20 protein-coding genes and 1 tRNA gene are annotated in these 17,496 nt (G+C 32.1%); 13 read left to right on the forward strand and 8 right to left on the reverse strand.

Annotated features, from left to right (window positions below; genetic code table 11):
* Positions 1 to 1,530 (forward strand): DNA polymerase domain-containing protein (locus tag ACWVCY_RS12495; protein WP_455143162.1); only part of this gene is annotated, 1,530 nt, incomplete at its 5' end.
* Here ACWVCY_RS12495 and ACWVCY_RS12500 read toward each other — a convergent pair.
* Genes ACWVCY_RS12500 through ACWVCY_RS12515 form a run of 4 tightly spaced genes read right to left on the reverse strand, consistent with a single transcriptional unit; the run spans position 1,527 to position 4,798 of the window.
* Positions 1,527 to 2,900, reverse strand: coding sequence for an RsmB/NOP family class I SAM-dependent RNA methyltransferase (locus ACWVCY_RS12500; RefSeq protein WP_455143163.1), 1,374 nt, complete (start codon positions 2,898 to 2,900; stop codon positions 1,527 to 1,529). The genes ACWVCY_RS12495 and ACWVCY_RS12500 overlap by 4 nt on opposite strands.
* The gene (locus tag ACWVCY_RS12505; RefSeq protein ID WP_455143164.1) at positions 2,897 to 4,024 is read right to left on the reverse strand and encodes an NMD3-related protein; all 1,128 of its coding nucleotides are present in this window, start codon (positions 4,022 to 4,024) and stop codon (positions 2,897 to 2,899) included. The genes ACWVCY_RS12500 and ACWVCY_RS12505 overlap by 4 nt, the downstream gene beginning before the upstream one ends.
* A gap of 14 nt (positions 4,025 to 4,038) precedes the next feature.
* On the reverse strand, positions 4,039 to 4,398 hold the full coding sequence (locus ACWVCY_RS12510; RefSeq protein WP_455143165.1) for a DUF424 family protein: 360 nt from the start codon (positions 4,396 to 4,398) through the stop codon (positions 4,039 to 4,041).
* Complete coding sequence (locus ACWVCY_RS12515; RefSeq protein ID WP_455143166.1) at positions 4,382 to 4,798, reverse strand: translation initiation factor IF-2 subunit beta; 417 nt, start codon at positions 4,796 to 4,798, stop codon at positions 4,382 to 4,384. Before ACWVCY_RS12515 ends, ACWVCY_RS12510 begins: the two co-directional genes overlap by 17 nt.
* A gap of 212 nt (positions 4,799 to 5,010) precedes the next feature.
* Between ACWVCY_RS12515 and ACWVCY_RS12520 the strand changes: the two genes are divergently transcribed.
* The 3 genes from ACWVCY_RS12520 to ACWVCY_RS12530 all read left to right on the forward strand — a co-directional run bounded on the left by ACWVCY_RS12520 (position 5,011) and on the right by ACWVCY_RS12530 (position 9,302).
* Positions 5,011 to 5,793: a GTPase gene (locus ACWVCY_RS12520; RefSeq protein ID WP_455143167.1), complete on the forward strand. Its 783-nt coding sequence runs from the start codon at positions 5,011 to 5,013 to the stop codon at positions 5,791 to 5,793.
* Between the two features lie 179 nt (positions 5,794 to 5,972).
* A complete protein-coding gene (locus ACWVCY_RS12525; protein WP_455143168.1) occupies positions 5,973 to 7,523 on the forward strand; it encodes a glycine--tRNA ligase in 1,551 nt (516 codons plus the stop codon).
* 525 nt (positions 7,524 to 8,048) lie between these two features.
* Entirely contained in the window at positions 8,049 to 9,302 is a 1,254-nt protein-coding gene (locus ACWVCY_RS12530) for a tetratricopeptide repeat protein (protein ID WP_455143169.1), read from the forward strand.
* A gap of 26 nt (positions 9,303 to 9,328) precedes the next feature.
* Here ACWVCY_RS12530 and ACWVCY_RS12535 read toward each other — a convergent pair whose 3' ends face one another.
* Positions 9,329 to 9,733: a roadblock/LC7 domain-containing protein gene (locus ACWVCY_RS12535; protein WP_455143170.1), complete on the reverse strand. Its 405-nt coding sequence runs from the start codon at positions 9,731 to 9,733 to the stop codon at positions 9,329 to 9,331.
* 320 nt (positions 9,734 to 10,053) lie between these two features.
* Between ACWVCY_RS12535 and ACWVCY_RS12540 the strand changes: the two genes are divergently transcribed.
* Positions 10,054 to 10,314, forward strand: coding sequence for a YhbY family RNA-binding protein (locus ACWVCY_RS12540; protein ID WP_455143171.1), 261 nt, complete (start codon positions 10,054 to 10,056; stop codon positions 10,312 to 10,314).
* Between the two features lie 28 nt (positions 10,315 to 10,342).
* On the opposite strand, the gene ACWVCY_RS12545 is transcribed toward ACWVCY_RS12540, so the two are convergent.
* The 3 genes from ACWVCY_RS12545 to ACWVCY_RS12555 all read right to left on the reverse strand — a co-directional run bounded on the left by ACWVCY_RS12545 (position 10,343) and on the right by ACWVCY_RS12555 (position 12,450).
* Positions 10,343 to 10,918 (reverse strand): GTP-binding protein, encoded by a 576-nt coding sequence (locus tag ACWVCY_RS12545; RefSeq protein ID WP_455143172.1) that lies wholly within the window; start codon positions 10,916 to 10,918, stop codon positions 10,343 to 10,345.
* 45 nt (positions 10,919 to 10,963) lie between these two features.
* Entirely contained in the window at positions 10,964 to 11,458 is a 495-nt protein-coding gene (locus tag ACWVCY_RS12550; RefSeq protein ID WP_455143173.1) for a roadblock/LC7 domain-containing protein, read from the reverse strand.
* A 173-nt stretch (positions 11,459 to 11,631) separates the two neighbouring features.
* Entirely contained in the window at positions 11,632 to 12,450 is an 819-nt protein-coding gene (locus ACWVCY_RS12555; protein ID WP_455143174.1) for an A24 family peptidase C-terminal domain-containing protein, read from the reverse strand.
* Positions 12,451 to 12,706: 256 nt separating this feature from the next.
* On the opposite strand from ACWVCY_RS12555, the gene ACWVCY_RS12560 reads away from it, so the two are divergent.
* From ACWVCY_RS12560 to ACWVCY_RS12595, 8 genes are all read left to right on the forward strand, one after another.
* Positions 12,707 to 12,812 (forward strand) — tRNA-Thr (locus ACWVCY_RS12560).
* A gap of 167 nt (positions 12,813 to 12,979) precedes the next feature.
* The gene (locus ACWVCY_RS12565; protein WP_455143175.1) at positions 12,980 to 13,603 is read left to right on the forward strand and encodes a DNA replication complex subunit Gins51; all 624 of its coding nucleotides are present in this window, start codon (positions 12,980 to 12,982) and stop codon (positions 13,601 to 13,603) included.
* Positions 13,600 to 13,788 (forward strand): 30S ribosomal protein S27e, encoded by a 189-nt coding sequence (locus ACWVCY_RS12570; RefSeq protein WP_455143176.1) that lies wholly within the window; start codon positions 13,600 to 13,602, stop codon positions 13,786 to 13,788. The genes ACWVCY_RS12565 and ACWVCY_RS12570 overlap by 4 nt, the downstream gene beginning before the upstream one ends.
* Positions 13,789 to 13,803: 15 nt before the next feature.
* On the forward strand, positions 13,804 to 14,589 hold the full coding sequence (locus ACWVCY_RS12575; protein WP_455143177.1) for a S1 RNA-binding domain-containing protein: 786 nt from the start codon (positions 13,804 to 13,806) through the stop codon (positions 14,587 to 14,589).
* A 26-nt stretch (positions 14,590 to 14,615) separates the two neighbouring features.
* Positions 14,616 to 14,792: a nucleolar RNA-binding Nop10p family protein gene (locus ACWVCY_RS12580; RefSeq protein WP_455143178.1), complete on the forward strand. Its 177-nt coding sequence runs from the start codon at positions 14,616 to 14,618 to the stop codon at positions 14,790 to 14,792.
* Positions 14,789 to 15,289, forward strand: coding sequence for a ribosomal protein S18-alanine N-acetyltransferase (gene rimI / locus ACWVCY_RS12585; RefSeq protein WP_455143179.1), 501 nt, complete (start codon positions 14,789 to 14,791; stop codon positions 15,287 to 15,289). Before ACWVCY_RS12580 ends, rimI begins: the two co-directional genes overlap by 4 nt.
* Positions 15,290 to 15,613: 324 nt before the next feature.
* Entirely contained in the window at positions 15,614 to 16,600 is a 987-nt protein-coding gene (locus tag ACWVCY_RS12590; RefSeq protein ID WP_455143180.1) for a hypothetical protein, read from the forward strand.
* 10 nt (positions 16,601 to 16,610) lie between these two features.
* Positions 16,611 to 17,495: an SPFH domain-containing protein gene (locus ACWVCY_RS12595; protein WP_455143181.1), complete on the forward strand. Its 885-nt coding sequence runs from the start codon at positions 16,611 to 16,613 to the stop codon at positions 17,493 to 17,495.
* Position 17,496 lies beyond the last annotated feature (1 nt).

Consider the following 17,496-nt stretch of genomic DNA (forward strand, 5'->3'; position numbering starts at 1 on the left):
ACTTTAGATGCCATCGCTTCAACCCTGCTAGGAGTTGGAAAAATCTCTTTAACTAAAGGAATAGCTGAGCTTACAGAATGGGAGTTAATAAGATATTGTTTAAGAGACGCCCGAATAACAAGAGATCTCATCTTGTATGATAACAATACTCCATTAAATCTGATATTTATACTTGCTAGAATTTCAAGAATGCCAATTGATGATCTTGTACGTACAAGTGTTTCAAATTGGGTACAAAGCCTATTTTACCATGAACACCGTCGAAGAGGTTATTTCATCCCCAATCAAAGTGATATTCATCTATTAAAAGGTGGTGGAACTAGTACAGAAGCAATAATCAAGGGAAAGAAGTACAAAGGTGCTAAAGTAATAGATCCTGTTCCTGGTATTCATTTTAATGTTGCAGTATTGGACTTTGCTTCACTGTATCCCTCTATTATTGGGACTAAAAACCTCAGCTATGAAACTTTACTATGCAATCATGTTGAATGTAAAGAAAATATAGTCCCACAAACTAGCTACTGGGTTTGTAATAAGAATCGTGGGATTATGGCTGACATAATTGGATTTATAAAAGATATTCGTGTGATGTGGCTTAAACCTGCTTCCAAGGAGGAATTGGGCCGAAAAAACTTTTTCCAAATACTCGAAAGGAGTCTGAAAGTTTTGATCAATGCCTCGTATGGTGTCCTAGGAAGTGATCGATTCCCGTTGTATTGTTTACCCGTTGCTGACTCTACAACTGCTTTTGGTCGTGATGCAATAAACAAGACTATTGAAAAAGCTGAAAGTTTAAACATTACAGTTTTATATGGAGATACAGATTCAGTCTTTCTTCTTTCACCTCCTAAAAAGAAAATTAATGAGATTATACAATGGAGTAAAAAAGAATTAGAAGTAGGACTTGAAATGGAAAAAGTATACAAATATGTAGTCCTTTCTCAACGGAAAAAGAATTATTTCGGAGTTTATGAGGATGGAAGTGTTGAGGTTAAGGGATTAATGGGTAAAAAACGAAATACTCCTCCATTTTTACAGGATGGATTTAATGAGGTATTGCATATATTATCTCAAGTAAATAATCTTGAAGAGTTTTCAAAGGCAAAAGAAAAAGTTAAAGGGTTAATAAAAACTATTTATGTGAAATTGGATAAGAATCAATACTCTCCAGAGGATCTCTCAATAACTATGCAGCTTACTCAACCTTTAGGATCATACAAAGTAAATTCACAACATGTAAAAGCAGCTCGTCAGCTAGAAAATCATTATCAATCTCGATTTATGTCAAAACACAATGGAAAAAAATATAATGAGGGATTTATCAAAGCAGGACAATTAATTAGGTTTGTTAAAACAAAGGAAGGTGATCATGTAACTCCTGTTGAGTTAATGACGAAAGATATCAAACCTGATGTGAAAGCATACAAATCAATGATTGAATCAACATTTGATCAGCTATTGGGAGCTCTAGATATAAATCTCGAAGAACTTGCTTCTGGTCAGATAAATCTGATGGAATTTTTTAACTAAACTTTCCATCCCAGTTTAAAAATACTGAAACCATCAGTTTGGGTTATATGTGGAAAGAGTCTTTGACCTAAAGGAAATTGAGGACTTGAAACACCAACTATGATTTTTTGAGGTTTTAGTTCAAAATTAGGGAAATTCTGTAGAAACCTATGGATTACATGCTCATTTTCAAGAGGGTGTAGTGAACATGTTGAGTAAACAATGAAACTATTAGAATCGTCTTTAAGAACAGTAGAAACATTTGAAAGGAGAGTATATTGAAGATCACTCAACCATTTTGTTTGGTGTCGGTCAACACGCCATTTTGAATCAGGTCGTGAGGAAAAAGTTCCAGATCCTGAACAAGGTGCGTCAATAAGGATTTTGTCGAATCTAAAACTGAAATTTGGATGGATTCTTAGATCAGATATAACAGGGTCTATGCTTTTTAGATCAAATAATTCAATTTTTTTCTTTAATTCTTTCATACGCCTTATGTTGTTATCAATAGCAATTATTCTACCTGAATCTTGTTGTAAAGAAGCAAGATGAGTTGTTTTCCCTCCTGGAGCTGCACATGCATCTAAAATTAGTTCATGGGGCCTTGGATCGATTATATGGGAAACAAGAGCAGACCCTTTATTCTGAACGTAATAGAAATTTTTTTTAAAGGAATTAATACGGGGAATAGGAATTTTCCATGAGATGACCTTAATAACATCATCCAAATCAGGATCTTCTTTAAATTCAACCTCTTCAGAACTTAATCTTTCTAAAATTTCAGATTTATCATAATGTAATAAGTTTAATCTTAAATATAATGGGAGATTAAGATTTCCTGCCTTTATTATTTGTTTTGTGGTTTCTAATCCATAAAAATTGATATAGTCACGGACTAACCATGTTGGATGTGCAAATTCAACTCCTAGTCTTTCTTCTTTGTTTTGAATTAATTGTAAATAAGAATCCCTATCCCATTTTAAAAGATTGGAAATTAAATTTTCTAATAAATTAGTCAGTTGAGGATGCTTTATTTTATCAATAATTTGTTTACATGATTGAATCCACTCTGAATCCTTCTTATAAGTATCTGAAATTAGAATATAGGTTATAACTTTTAATAAATTTCGTATATACACTGGAATTTTAAAATTAATCCGTTTTTGAACGTATAAATGAATTAATCGATTAATAATATTTTGAAATCTGACTGTTTCAAAAACTAGCTGATGAACTTGGGAATAATTTTCCTGATTTCCATCCTCCCAGATAATAGAAAATATCTTCATTGCATTTCTTAATGAGACCTGATTTTTTTGATAGTATAAGATGATCTTTGCTGCGTTTTCAATTAATAGCAATCTTGTTCTCAGCTCAATGCCCTGGCTCAAATCCTAACACCTTTTTTCTCTTCAAAGACGAATTTTTGTTTCATATTTCTAAAAACTATCCCATTAAACTTTATACCACTAAATTCATCACCTTCCTGAATATCTTCGATATAAAAAGTATCAATATAGGACAGATCAAAAGATAACATGTCCATAATTTGTCCCAAATTTTCTTTTGGATCAATATTAATTAATTGATATTTTGTGAGATCTAAGTCTACCTTTTTAGGATTCCCTTCAATAAAGGATTTTATAGGAATTTTTTCTAATTTTTTCCTTTTAAAGTCCCAATACTCAATTTTTCCGTCTCCTGATGAAATTATTTGTAAAAAATTGTCATTAATAAGAATAAAATCACCAGTCTCAAAAGGAGGTAGATTAATAAGTACAACAGGTATTCTGGGATATTCTTTCCACTTTGATTTATCAAATCCCGAAAATTCTGTAGTGATACTTACTATTCCATTATAATATTTAGCGAAGATTCTTCCAACATTGCTCGCAGAAGGTTTCGTTTGAAATAGAGCGTCTAAACCATTTTTGACAAATAAAATTTTTGATAAAGGATTTTTACCATTGGATTGAGGGAAATTTGAACTCAAATTTTCAATTTCTGAGGCCCACTGTTTCAATGTGTTCTCAGACTCATCCTTTTGACTTCTTATTTGGATTTTAGAGGTATATACATCAGTGAATCTCTCACGACAATCAGGACAATCCCCCCAGTTTATATCAGCTTCAAAATTATCATTAAATTCTATTAAAGGACTAAATATGTCAGGGTTAGCGAAAAAATGAATTCTACCTATAATACTTATAGGAATATTGTCTTCATTGAAGCTTAAATGGACATCTTCAAGAATTATATCTTTTGGACGATAATTAAATTTCCATTCTTTTACAATATATTTTGATAGAGCTGAATCTACTTTTTGGGAGCCAACATCTGCGAGGAAAAAACTTTTCCAATGTCCATTTATAAAAATTAACTCACAATGGATACAGGATACAATTTTAAGATTAATTTTTTCTCTTATTAGTGGATTAGCCTCAATGTAACATTCTTTGCATTGGTGCTTAAAAAATTCTTCTTTTTTGCCACATATAATGCATTGAGAATCCATTTAAATATCTTCCTTCACAAATATGGCATTGAAAAAATGAGAAGATGAGGCACTTTATCTCCATCTTTGGTTGAGAACCAAATCACTGCGTCTTCTGAGATCAGATTTTTCTCTAATCCTAGATTAATAACCGAACCAATTATATTAATATTGTTATAGCTTTTCATCAACTGGAGAGCTTCAAAAGCGCTAATTTCTGAGCCTTTATAAAATTTTGAGGGGACTTGCATGGATGATTTTTCATTAAAAAGCGTTTTTCCTAAGATATTTTCGTCACAAATAGCTAAAATTTCATTCTTAGCTCTTCGATGAATTTTAAAAAAGACACGAGGACTATTATTTTTTTTTTCAGATTTATTATTTAACTGCGACACGGGCCCCACAGGCTTCACACACTTTTATAAGAATCCGTCCTTCCTTAACAAGTTTTGTATCAGGTTTGCTACATTCTTCACAAATAACGAATTCCTTCACATAAGTGGAAAGTTCCCTATTTATCATAGATCGAGAAAATTTACCTTGTAACATTAGACGTCCTCGTTCTTCAGTTGCAGATGTGGCGAAGTTTCCTGCAAGAGTCTTTGCTAAGTGATCCGCATCATTTTCACGGTTTATAACCTTTAATATTCGCCCCCAATCAGTGATCCAAGTTTTATTTCCTTCTTGAAAAACATCCGCTTGTGGTATTTCAAATCTGGATTTTTCGAATATATGTGCAGGTAGATTTTCTCTCGCACGTTTTAAAGAAGCTAAATAATCTTTTTCTGTTGTCATTTTAGTTATCATCCTTATAATTAAGGCATTAGAAAATTACTAATTAGTAATTTACTTAATTTAAGCATCATTTGCTTACCTAACACGTTGATTTACCTAAATTAAAATAAACTTAAATGACTTTGTTAAATGGAAAATATGTTGGAAATAATTTTATCTCTGAATTGGTAGAAATTTAAAAATCAATAGATTTAGCATAATGGGTAGCTCAGATGATTAGAAGGAAAAAAGAAATAAGACAAGTTTTTGAATTAATAAAGAATAGTGATCTTATTCTTGAGGTATTAGATTCTAGGATTCCAAATCTCACAAGAGTTTCTTCAATTGAGAAAGAAGCTAAAAAACAAAATATTCCATTAATCTTAGTTTTAAACAAATGTGATTTAATCCCCTATCAAATTAGCGAAAAAACCAAAAAGAAGTATAATCGTGAATTTCCGACATATTATATATCTTCAAGAGAGCGTCAAGGAACAAAAATATTTAGGAATGCAATCCCACGATATTTAAAAAAAAAGAAAGAAAATATTTTATCCATAGTTGGAGTACCAAATACAGGAAAAAGTAGTTTATTAAATATTCTTCGTGGAAAGCATGTTGCAGTTACAGGACAAAAACCAGGAGTAACTCGTAGTCCTCAGTTAATACGAATTTCACAACGGATCCTTATTTACGATACACCTGGAGTGATCCCTTTCGATTACCCTGAAGACGATCTACAAGTTTTTTTAGGAGCATATTCAATCGATAATTTAGATGATCCTATTGGTACAGTAAATTTTTTTATAGATCGAATCCGAGAAAATTATAGCTCTGGGTTTGTCAATTATTACGGAATTACTTCAATAAACTTATCTAATGAGGAAATTCTAAAGCAAATTGCAGCTTTAAGGGGCATGAAATCCAAGGGAGGGTTATTAAATCTTTTAGAAACTGCAAAATTGGTAATGAGGGAATTTACAGCTGGAAAAATCCAATATTGGGAGGAAGTTTGACAATTAATCATAGATTAATTTTTTTCATCACAATTTATTTTGCATAAATGAAAGTAAGATTCCAAATAATTTGATCAAACCTAATTAAATTATTTGATGAATCACTCCTTCCAATTAAATATAAATTAAATATCTAATTCAATTTAATACTAGAAGCTTGATAATTAAAGGCGATTTCCGTGGATATAGACAAAGAAATGAAACTTTTTCTTGAAAAAATAATAGCCTATGCAAATAAAACTGGTATAGCACATTTGACTGGGAATATTTATGGAGGATTAGCAGGATTTTGGGATTATGGTCCTATAGGTGTGGAAATTAAAAACCGAATAAAGGAAGCTTGGTGGAACGATTTTGTAAGAAATCGAGAGGATATCGTGGGTTATGAAGGAGCTATTATAACTCATCCGAAGGTTTGGGAAGCTTCAGGACATGTTTCCAGCTTTAATGATCCCTTAGTATTTTGTCAGGGTAAATGTATGAAGAAACATCGTTTGGATCATCTTATTGAAGATCTATTAGATCTGAAAACTGAAAACTTAACTGTTGATCAGATGTGGGTGATTGCTAAGGAAAAGAAGTTATATTGCCCTGAATGCAAGGGAACTTTAGGAGAGCCAGTTATTTTCAATCTAATGTTCAGTACACAGGTAGGTTCTACAGAAGACACTTCCTCAATCGCCTATTTAAGACCAGAAAACGCTCAGTTGATTTTTTCAGGATTTAAAAATGTTATTGATTCAACTAGGGTTAAAATGCCATTTGGAATAGCTCAATCAGGTATAGTTTTTAGAAATGAAATCTCACCTAGAAATTTCTTATTTAGAGTACGAGAATATGAATTGATGGAATTTGAATATTTCACGAATCCAGATAAAATTAATGAGTGTCCTCAATTTGATGATATTAAAGGAAGAGAAATCAATATTCGTGATAAAATTGCTCAAGAAAAAGGGGATAAAGTTGAATTCAAGCGCTTAAACGCCCAAAAGGCATGGGAAAAAAAGATATTTAAAAATAAATGGCAAGCATATTGGCTCACAATATTTTTTGAATGGTTTGTCAATAATTTAGCTATTACAGAAGAAAAATTACGTTTAAGACAGCACATGGAGTCAGAACTTAGCCATTATGCGTTAGATACATGGGATATTGAATATAGATATCCTTTTGGGTGGAAAGAACTTTTAGGCTGTGCAAATCGAACTCAATATGATCTTCAACAACATAAGGAATATTCCAATGTTAAAATAGAATTCATGGAAGATACTGAAGAAGGAATGCAAAGATATATTCCTTATGTAGTAGCTGAACCATCAGTTGGTTTAGGTAGAATATTACTTACTCTAATTGCAGATGGTTATCAGGAAGATATTGTTAAAGGTAGGAAACGAATAGTTTTGAAAATTCATCCAAGATTTGCTGCATATGATGTAGCAATCTTCCCATTACAAAAGAATGACAAAATTAATTTAATTGCACGAAAAATATATGAAAAACTAAAAGAAGAGCGATTCGTTGTATATTATGATGATAGCGGATCGATAGGGAAACGTTATCGTCGTCAAGACGAAATAGGAACCCCTTATTGTGTTACGATTGATTTTGACACATTAGATGACAATCAAATCACTATTAGGAACCGAGATTCAATGGAACAGAAACGAATACCGATTGCTAATCTTGTAAATGAGCTTAAGGATAATCGTGAGCATTATAATAGGCAATAATTTAATTAGTATAAGTGATCTTAGAAAAAATGATAATCAAAAAAAGATTGGAATCATAATAATTAAATTTCAAACATGATAAAAACAATCATTATTTTATAATTATTTAATTCAAGAAAATAGAAGGGTTATACAGTGGAAAGAGATATTTTAAGGTTTTTCAGAAAGGATTATTTTATTGCAGATTACTTTGAAGAAGAATCTTTCCACCAAGGTTACCATAAATTCCAAAAAATTTCCCAGATATTGGAATTAGAAAAAATCTTTTTACCAAAAATTTCTGAGGATTCTTCAAAGGGATTTTTTCCAATCTATAAATGTATACCATTCTGATCGCAGTAAAAATAAAAAATTGTCAATTAAAGAACTTGAACAATAAATAAAGGTGGATTCTATAAGTTAATGAAGATGATTCTTTAATAGGTAATAATTAAATAATCTAATGATCGAAATGAAGAATGTCTTAGATAGAAGTAAAAAAGCACTGGTTTATCAAATTAATACTTTTGAAAGGTGTATTAATTAATGGTTACATGGAAAGTCGTATTTTCTCTAGGTGGTGTTGAGGATGAAATAATAGAACTTTTTGATGTTGCCTCAATTGTTGATTGGGATCCAGAATTTAAAGGAAGATATATTAAAGGCTTTTTTGAGACAATTTATACATGGATTATAGCCTTGAAAGAGGTAACACGCAATGAAGTTAATTATTTGCCATCAAATTTCCTAATGGTTGTTGGAAGAAAATGGGGTGACCAAAAGCAAAAATCAATACCCCTTGGAGTTTTATTCGAATTCTCTGAAGGTGATCTGAACTTACGTGCAATTGGACCAAAAAGTTTGTCCGAAAAGGCGGGAGAAGACAGTAATCTTCTGTTAACTTATATTGATGAGTTATTTGATAAACCAAACTTGTGGAGAAGTAAAATTATAATCTCTGCCAAAAGTAAAAGTGAATGGAAAATCTTAGCGGACAGCATCGAAGAAAGGCCATGGGATTTAATTGAACAGGGGAGAAAGCTTTCAGGAACAGATCCAAAAAGGGCTAGTGATAGTTTTAAGAAAGCGTTAAGTATTTTTGATGTTTTATCTGATAGCAATGGAAGATTCCACGCCATTTTTGCATTAGCTGAATTATATTTACAATTGAAGAATTATGATGCTTCAAAAGAACAGCTAGATAAAGCTTGGGAATTAGCATCTCAATTAGGAGATCCTATGCTTGAGGAAAATGTACTAAGTACAGAAGGAGTTCTTTTGTATGAACAGAAATTTTTTGAACAGGCATCATCTAAATTTATTCAAGCTTTAGAAAGGGCTAGGAAAGCAAATAAACATAATTTTGTGGTGAATGCTTATTCAAATATTGGAGAATGTTATTATCGAATGAATATGATAGAACGAGCAATGGAAAATTTCGAGAAATCTCATTCTCTTTCTGAAGAAAGGAATGACAGAAAAAATTTAGCTCGGTCAAAAATAAACCTTGCAAAAATATTAAAAATATACTTCAAACAAGGGGATAGTTCTAGCCAATCGCAAGCAGAATGGTATTTGAAGGAAGCTATTGACCTCTCAGAAGAGGTTGGTGATAATTTAGGGGTAATGTGTGCTAGTGGAGAAATCGGGGAGATAGAGGAAATCGCACAGAATTATGAGGGTGCTCTCATGTATTATGAAGCTGCTGCTGAAAAAGCCCGACAAATAACTTCCCATCAATATCAGGAATATTATAGAAATAAGGCTCAACGAATGAAAAATATGCTATATGATGCATAATAAAAACTTTGGATGATTAAGGAAATTTATCCGAGAATTTCCCCTATTTTTCTTGCAGCTTCCTTTAAATCAAGGAACAATAATCCTAATTTGACAGTTCGATTTGCTGATGCAGTAAGGACAGCTTTTGTACCAGCTTGTACTGAAATCAAATAACCACTGTCTCCTTCAACTAATATCCTACTCATTTCTCCTTTACCTGTTTCCATAACTGCTCTCTCTCCTAAACTCAATATAGCGGCAGTCATTGCTGCAATACGAACATCATCTAATCCTTGTGGTAATATGGGAGGGAATGAAGAAATTGGTAATCCTTCTAAAGAAACTACACTGGCAAAATCGATAGCTGGGAGTTTACTAACAAAAGCTTCCAGTACCTCAATGATTTCTTTATGAATTTGGAGGTCTGTTTCAGAATCTGGGATATACATCTTAATAACGCCTTTTAGTCAGATGGAAGTTCCTTTTTTACGTTTTAAAGGGTTTTATGAGTGATAATCTGAATCGAATCAATAAATTGAGATATGCAACTGCATTTTTCTCAATCTTCTATTTAACTATATCCATTTTCACCTAGAAGACCCTGTATAAATTATATACCTCTAGAATAATAATATAAAATAGCTGTGGAATATACTAATAATATTTGAAGATTAATAATACCATGGGCATTTATACTTTAGGAAAGCTATAAAAAAGAGTAAATATTTTTAGTTAAAATTTGGAAGCAACTTCAAATATGGGATTGTAATTGAAAGAGATTAAGAAAGAAAGGAAATCCGAATTTACACAAGAACCAGTTCTATTTCAAATCGGAAAGAAAGGAATTACTGAAAACTTGATAGAAGAGCTAGAAGATCAATTGAAACAAAAAAAATCAGTGAAAGTAAGATTCTTAAAAAATTCGCCCTATAATAATCGTGAGGAAGCATTCGAAGTATTAAGACAAAGCTTACCTGCAATGGCAAAGATAATTGAAATAAAAGGTTGGACCGCTATAATCAATTCCTAGGAAATTATCTGGATTTTTTTTAAATATTTTAATTTCCTTTTCTCTCAAAATAAATTTGTGTCATTAGAACTTCTCTTGCAAGAGATTGAAATGCTCTTTTTATACCAATACCTGTCGTAGCAACGGTTTCATAAATCGGAAAATTGTTCAATTCAAGTTTTTTTATGAGCTCAGTTTTTGAGACTGCATCTGGGACATCTCTTTTATTTAAAGCTATAATTAATGGTATATTTTTGCCAAGCTGATCATTTAAATGCATTTTTAGTTCTCTGAAGGATTCTATATTCTCATTGAGTTGTGAAGCACTCGAATCTACAACGAAAAGGACTCCATCAACTCCTTGAAGCACAATTTTACGCTGGTTTTTATGTCTCTCTTGTCCAGCTGTCGTATATACATCAAATACAACTCCTTTAGTTGCTTGCATTGGCACAAAATCAAAAAACAGCGTTCTTCCCATTGGATCTTCGATTTTTGTGAATTTTCCCTTCTCTAATCCATCAACCATTTTATATAACCAAGCAAGTGTGGTAGTTTTTCCACAGAGAGAAGGTCCATAGAAAACAATTTTAAATCTCTGTCGACCTTCAGCATCTTTTCGCATCCAAGTCTTCTCCATTAAGAAAAGGAGTAGATTAAAGAAGATTTTTCAGAATTTTTCTAATTCACGCAATGCTGCTTCTAATTCATCTTTTTCCAAGCTCGTACGAACCTCAGGAACAGCAGAGGGTGTTCCTGTTATCTTTCGTGTTGGTCTTCCAGCCAAAAATTCATCTAAAATTGAACTTAGTTCCTCATTCGCCTTTCTCATTAGTAAGCGAATCATACCAATATTTACGTCTGCATCCGAAATGATTGTTAAAATACCCCTACCACATGCGCTAGCAAAGATTTTGCCTGTATCAAATTCAGACGTAACAATGTCTAATCCACCAATTGTTAGGTTTGATCCTTGTTCTGCTGAAGCCATAAATACTGCGGATGCGATGGCTCCGATCCCGTCTACATCAACTGAAACATAGCTGAATTTCGAAACATGAGCGATAGTGAGACCAGTTCGATCAACAAGAATGACTTTCTTAATACCTGGCTCGCTTTTTATGATCTTGCTTAGTACTGTGTCAAATCTCCTAGGATCAATCAATAATTATAGCTCCTTGTAAATAACTTGCAAGTTAATTGTATAAACTCGCTTTTCATTTCCTTAAATTCATTTCAATATTGAATATTAATAAATCTAGCTCATTAACATTTAAGGTTAGTTAATTTTGATTTAAGACCTGTTTAAATGGTATTATAAATTCGATCATAGATTTCTTAAGGGATTAAATAACTCAAAGTAATAAATAAGATGTTTCCAATAAGAATTTCTGTGATGAAGCCAAGTGTAAGGATTAGAATAAAGGGGTAGGATGGTTGAACCCAGATAGTTTGTTTCTTTGTGTTTTTTATAGAAGTAATAATTAATTTTTTTCGCTTAAAATCATTTTCAGGATTATCTAAACCTAATCGAAATTTTATTCTCCAACCAGTATCTTGATCATATTCTTCTAAAAAGTCAAAATGCCATGGCTTAGTTTCCATTTCAGCACTAATTTTAACCGTATTTCGTGGATATCCAATAAATAAAACAGCTATTTTACTTTTCAGAGATTCTTGTTGAAACTTATATAAATCAGACTGAATTAACAAATGAAAGCAATTATAGAAGAAAAGAATAAATGGTACCGGTACAGTAAGCAAGATAGCATTTGACAATAAAGAAAAACTACGGGGTACTATTTTTATTAGTACTTCAACTCTATTATCACCTAGAATAAAAACAGGAACTGTCATTGGTGAACAAACAGCAATAGCTATTAATGCAAACATATCTGCACCTCCCCATAACCCTCCCAAAAGAAGAATTAGAGCGATTATAATTGCAACGATTAAGTTTCCACTCCAGTTTATGAAATAATTAAAAAATGGTTCTTTATTAAGGATAAATGTAAGTATCTGTATTAAATGAAGAATAATCCCTCCAAAAATCATTATTAACCAAACCCAGTCCGCAACTTCGCGATATTTGATGTCAAAATAGGAAGCAATAAGGAGAAGGAATAATGAAAAGGATATAAGTATAATACCAATCATCCGAGTTACCTTTTTTAAAAAATTAAGAATAATTACCTTCCTTTACAATATTCTTTTTATTTCTTTAGCTAATGGATTTCCTTTAACATCCTTTTGTTCTCCTTATAATATTCGAGTAAAAAGAATTTAGAAGGACTAGAAAGAAGAGGACATAAGTTAAAGATTATTATTTAGTCACAATGGTTTTAAATGTGTAGGATGGGAGAGAGAATTAGAATAATTTTTACTAAAAAAGAATTTTTAGTACAGAACTTTAGCCACCGTGGCTTAGCTAGGTTATAGCGCCTCCTTGGTATTTGTTCCTAGCTTGGTAATGGCAAACAATCAGGAGGATGTCGCGAGTTCAAATCTCGCCGGTGGCTTCACTTTATACAATCATCAAAGGTTATAAATTATCATAAAAAAAGGATAATGTCTTAATATCTTAAAATAGAAGTAAAATCCTTAATTCAATAAAGATTATAATGAAATCATTCTTTTACTAAATAATATTTTGAGGAGTCCTCTTTAATATTCTTGAAGTGATTGGATGGATTATATCGATCTTTTAGACCTATGGCGAAAGGAGAGGAAAAGCCATTCGCTTCAAAAAATCCCCTCTGATTTTTATATTTCCATAGATAGTGAATTAGCTAAGATTTATAGAACTTCCTCTGAGGTACAATGGAGAGAATTAAATGATCTAATTATTGAGCGATTCGAATTTTTACGTCAGGATCTTACCAAACTTAGACTTCAAAAAATATTAAATTCGATTATTAATGAATTACCAATAGAGACAGCTTATTTAACTTGGGGAGAACAAAAATTAGTGGAGAATTTACAGAAATCGATTAATACATTAAGCATCGAGAAACCAAATTTTTATACTCAGGATATTTCTCCTAACATGAGTTTACAGGAAGATCCAGACCAAGATACAGATCAAATCGACAAAAATGGCGAGATTAATAATAATACTGTCACATACATAACAGTGAGAATTCTCGCTGATACTGACCAATTTATTGGTACAGATAATAGGCGGTATGGACCCTTAAAAAAGCATAATGTGGCATACCTACCATTAGAGAATGCAAAAGCATTAATTGCTAAATCTGTAGCTCGTATTATTGAAAATAACACAAGAACAACTTCAAGTGAAATACAATGAAGAAAAATTACGTCCCTCAACCTCGTAGTCGATTCTTTAAAATTCAATGTGAATGTGGAAATGTTCAAGAGATTTTTTCTCATGCAACAACTTCAGTAGATTGCCGTGTATGCGGAAAGAAATTAACACAACCTCGTAGTGGAAAAGTTGAAATATTTGCAGAAATAATTGAGGTATTAGAGTAGAATAGGCGATATCGAATGGAAGTTAATTTTCCTGCTGTCGATGAGCTTGTAATCGGAACATGTACTAAATTAACTCCTCATGGAGCTTATTTTGAAATATTTGATTATGAAAAATTAGGTTCAGAGGCAGGTTTTGTCCATATTTCTGAATTAAGTCGAACTTGGGTAAGAAATATTCGAAGTCACATACGAGAAGGACAAAAAGCAGTAGTTAAGATACTTCGGGTTGATGAAGCAAGGGGAGAGATTGATATGTCAATACGAAGAGTCTCAGAACCCCAAAAACGAGCTAAACTGAATGAGTTCAAGCAAGAAAACCGTGCAAGAGGAATCGTCGCTGTAGCCTGTGAAAAATCCAACATTAAAACTGAAGAGATTGAAAAGCTAATAATGACCGAGTATGGTTCTATTTATGATGGTTTAATCAATGCCCGAGAAGGCAGTGTTGACATTTTAACCAAAATAGGAATTCCAAAGGAAGCTGCAGAAGAGATTTACCAACTTGCAGTGAAAGAATTGGAACCACCCAAAGTTGAATTATTTGGGTACATAGATATCACCTGTTACGAAGCTGATGGAGCGCTTCATATAAGAAATTTCTTCAAATCTTATGAAAAAAATTTCTCGAAAAAATTTAAAGGATCAAATTTCTTAATTCAAATTATTTCTCCACCTGAATATCGCTGTGTAATTGAAAGTAATGATTGGAAATCAGCTGAAACAATTTGGAAAGACCTCCAAGATGGGGCTACGGAATTCTTTAAACAATATGATGCTGAAGTTTCCTTTAAACGAAAATAATCTAACTCGAAACTAATGGGGTAAGAATGCGACTCTTAAGAAAATGTGATTGCACATATACTATTAATCAATCAATAAAAATGTGTGAAAAATGCAAAACATATTTCAGAAGTGCATATCCCCCTAAATTTTCACTTCATGACAAATATGCTACTTATCGAAGGAAAATGAAAGAGATTGCTCGTGAAGGAGAAGAATTATGACCGAACAGACTCCAATACTGATTCAACAATTTCAGTTAAAAGATTTGGATCAAGTTATTGAGATTAATAGAGAATGCTTACCAGAAAATTATCCAGAAAGATTCTTTCGAACAATTTATTCAGAATTACCATCAGCATTCATAGTAGCTAAAATTGGGGAACAAGTAATTGGGTACACAATGGCACGCGTTGAAACTGGTTTAAGTCATTATTCGATTTTTCATAGGGGAAAAAAGGGGCATACTGTTAGTATAGCAGTTAAACCTGAATATCGTCGAAAAGGAATAGCAAAAATGCTTTTAAAGCGGTCAATTGAAGCTATGGTAGAACATGGTGTTAATGAATTATTTTTAGAAGTAAGAGTGTCAAATGATGCCGCAGTTAATCTTTATAAAAATTTTGGGTATGAAATTTTAAAAGAAATAAGAAATTATTATAGGGATTATGAATCTGCATATCTAATGGCCAAAAAAGTACCAAAAGATAAATTGATTTGAAATCTGAATAAAGAAATTAATTTATCTCTTCAAAAGAAATCAGATTTAGTGAAAAGATTAAAGTTCACTACTTATTATTCTAATTATCGATAGTTCTCTAAAATGATATTCTAGAACTTATGGGTTTTTTTTAAGTTTGCTGAATTCTAAAATCATTATTTTAGTAATAAATCTCTTAGGTTCAATTAGAAGGGACCTAAATATAAAGCTTTAAAAAGAACGAAACGTTACCAAAGGTAAAATAAACTTATCAGTAATAAAAACTTTTTAAATTATGCTGATAATTTCTGTTGTTCAATTTAATAAAATATGGTGATCATAAGAATGAAGGATTATCTGTTAAAGGCTAGTAATGCCTTAACTCAGTTAAATAATACTGTTTCTATTAATGCCCGAAGTATGGCTGACGTAGTTTTAAAGATTTATACTGAGTTCGAAGAATATAGGTATATTGCTGAAACTATTCCTGATTTTATAATTCGTCCAGATAATACAAAATCAAATCTTAAAGCAAGTGGTGAGATCCGAGTAGCACAGTTATTAACCTCTATTCTGTGTGATCGAATAACAGAATTGTCTTTAAAGTTATGTGAATCTCTTGAATTCAGAGAGGAAGAAGTTGATGTCAAATTAGAAATCAGGGAGATAAAAGATCAAGTATTCCGATTAGGTGAAGTGATCCATGTCCAACAAAAACTAGCTGATGGTGCTCCTGTATCAACAGAGGCGATTCAAGATTTAAGTAAACGTTACGAAGCTAGAATAATTCAGCTAGAACAAGAACTCCTTAAAAAAGAGGGACGCGCGTTAACAATTACTGCATTAGATGCCGTTAAAAAGCCTAAAATATTTGGTAAAGAGAAATTCAAATCTTCACTAGGAGATCTTATTTTAAGTTTTGGAAAAAATCTTCGTGCTAGCTCTGGGGGGTATATATCTCTTGCAAATCTTTATGCTGCCCTTAAAGAGCAAGTTCCAGATATTAATTTTTCAACAAAGGATCTAGAAGAAGTTTGTAAGATTCTAGCTAAACAAGACCTAATTTCGGGTCTTACAAAAAGATCTGGGGTTAAAATAGTAGAATTTATACCTGTTAATTTAGGAGAAGATGCAAAGAAAATATTTTCTTTAGCATCAAAAAAAGGGTTTGTAACATATGAGGAGGTTATCTTGGGAACAAAATGGGATCAACAACGTGTTGATCGTGTCCTTGAAAGCCTTGTAAATCAGAAAATAGCTCGAAAAGTATCTAGTCTTGATTCTGGGGATCAGTATTTCTTCCCTGGATTGTATGGAGAAGATAATTGGTAGGTAATGAAAAATGACTGAAGTTGATACAGAAAGATTTGGTGGATTATTTCGTAAAATCGGGGATGCAGTTCATATTGGTACAAAAACGTTCAAAGGAAAGACAATTCTTGGCTCTCAATTTGGATCTGATGCTTTAATATGGAGGATAAAATCTGATGATGTAGAAAATTTTCGTAAAATAGACGGATTCATCGTAAAAGATCCAGAAAATGCTATCCTCCTTCAATCAGGGACTCTCGTAGGCGTTGCTGGAAGCGGAATATATGAACTTGATAAAGATGCAAAAAAACCTGGTAGTGAAATTATCTGGGTTACAAAACGAGAATTTGTTATTAAATGGGGTAGTCCTGGAGTTTATACAACTGATAATATTATGGTTGGATGTTTTGGCATCTCTCGTATGAGAGTAGTAAATCCTCGGAATTTTATTATGAATATTGTATCACATAAACAATATTATACTAGTGAAGAATTAAGAAACTGGGTTAAACAGACAATTACCTCTGCAGTTAAACATGTTATGTCACGTTATACCGTTCCTGAATTATTAAAGGAAAGAAGGACTTTAGCTATTCAAACGAAATCCGAACTAGCTCCTGAGACATCTAGATGGGGTTTAGAACTTGTAGGATTAGATATTGGGGGTTTTAAAGTACCAGATGAGTACCAAGCCCTACTTTCATATGAGATTGAAAAACAGGTTTTAGAAACCCAAAAAGAATTGGATGAAGCACGTAAAACCATGAATGAAGTTTCTGAACTGATAAAGAAGTATGAACATATGATAGAACAAGCTGATGAAATGTTCTTAACAGGAAAATTATCAGAAGAACGATACAAAGAACTAACAGATAAATATTCAAAAAAATTAGCTAAACTAAAGGCTCAATTTTAAT

Source organism: Candidatus Hodarchaeum mangrovi (assembly GCF_975850365.1).

Excerpts from the sequence above, each read along its gene's own strand:
- ACWVCY_RS12505 (WP_455143164.1), bottom strand. The coding sequence starts at position 4,024 with ATGGATTCTCAATGCATTATATGTGGCAAAAAAGAAGAATTTTTTAAG.
- ACWVCY_RS12515 (WP_455143166.1), bottom strand. The coding sequence starts at position 4,798 with ATGACAACAGAAAAAGATTATTTAGCTTCTTTAAAACGTGCGAGAGAA.
- ACWVCY_RS12520 (WP_455143167.1), top strand. The coding sequence starts at position 5,011 with ATGATTAGAAGGAAAAAAGAAATAAGACAAGTTTTTGAATTAATAAAG.
- ACWVCY_RS12530 (WP_455143169.1), top strand. The coding sequence starts at position 8,049 with ATGGTTACATGGAAAGTCGTATTTTCTCTAGGTGGTGTTGAGGATGAA.
- ACWVCY_RS12535 (WP_455143170.1), bottom strand. The coding sequence starts at position 9,733 with ATGTATATCCCAGATTCTGAAACAGACCTCCAAATTCATAAAGAAATC.
- ACWVCY_RS12545 (WP_455143172.1), bottom strand. The coding sequence starts at position 10,918 with ATGCGAAAAGATGCTGAAGGTCGACAGAGATTTAAAATTGTTTTCTAT.
- ACWVCY_RS12555 (WP_455143174.1), bottom strand. The coding sequence starts at position 12,450 with ATGATTGGTATTATACTTATATCCTTTTCATTATTCCTTCTCCTTATT.
- ACWVCY_RS12565 (WP_455143175.1), top strand. The coding sequence starts at position 12,980 with ATGGATTATATCGATCTTTTAGACCTATGGCGAAAGGAGAGGAAAAGC.
- ACWVCY_RS12570 (WP_455143176.1), top strand. The coding sequence starts at position 13,600 with ATGAAGAAAAATTACGTCCCTCAACCTCGTAGTCGATTCTTTAAAATT.
- ACWVCY_RS12575 (WP_455143177.1), top strand. The coding sequence starts at position 13,804 with ATGGAAGTTAATTTTCCTGCTGTCGATGAGCTTGTAATCGGAACATGT.
- ACWVCY_RS12580 (WP_455143178.1), top strand. The coding sequence starts at position 14,616 with ATGCGACTCTTAAGAAAATGTGATTGCACATATACTATTAATCAATCA.
- rimI (WP_455143179.1), top strand. The coding sequence starts at position 14,789 with ATGACCGAACAGACTCCAATACTGATTCAACAATTTCAGTTAAAAGAT.
- ACWVCY_RS12590 (WP_455143180.1), top strand. The coding sequence starts at position 15,614 with ATGAAGGATTATCTGTTAAAGGCTAGTAATGCCTTAACTCAGTTAAAT.
- ACWVCY_RS12595 (WP_455143181.1), top strand. The coding sequence starts at position 16,611 with ATGACTGAAGTTGATACAGAAAGATTTGGTGGATTATTTCGTAAAATC.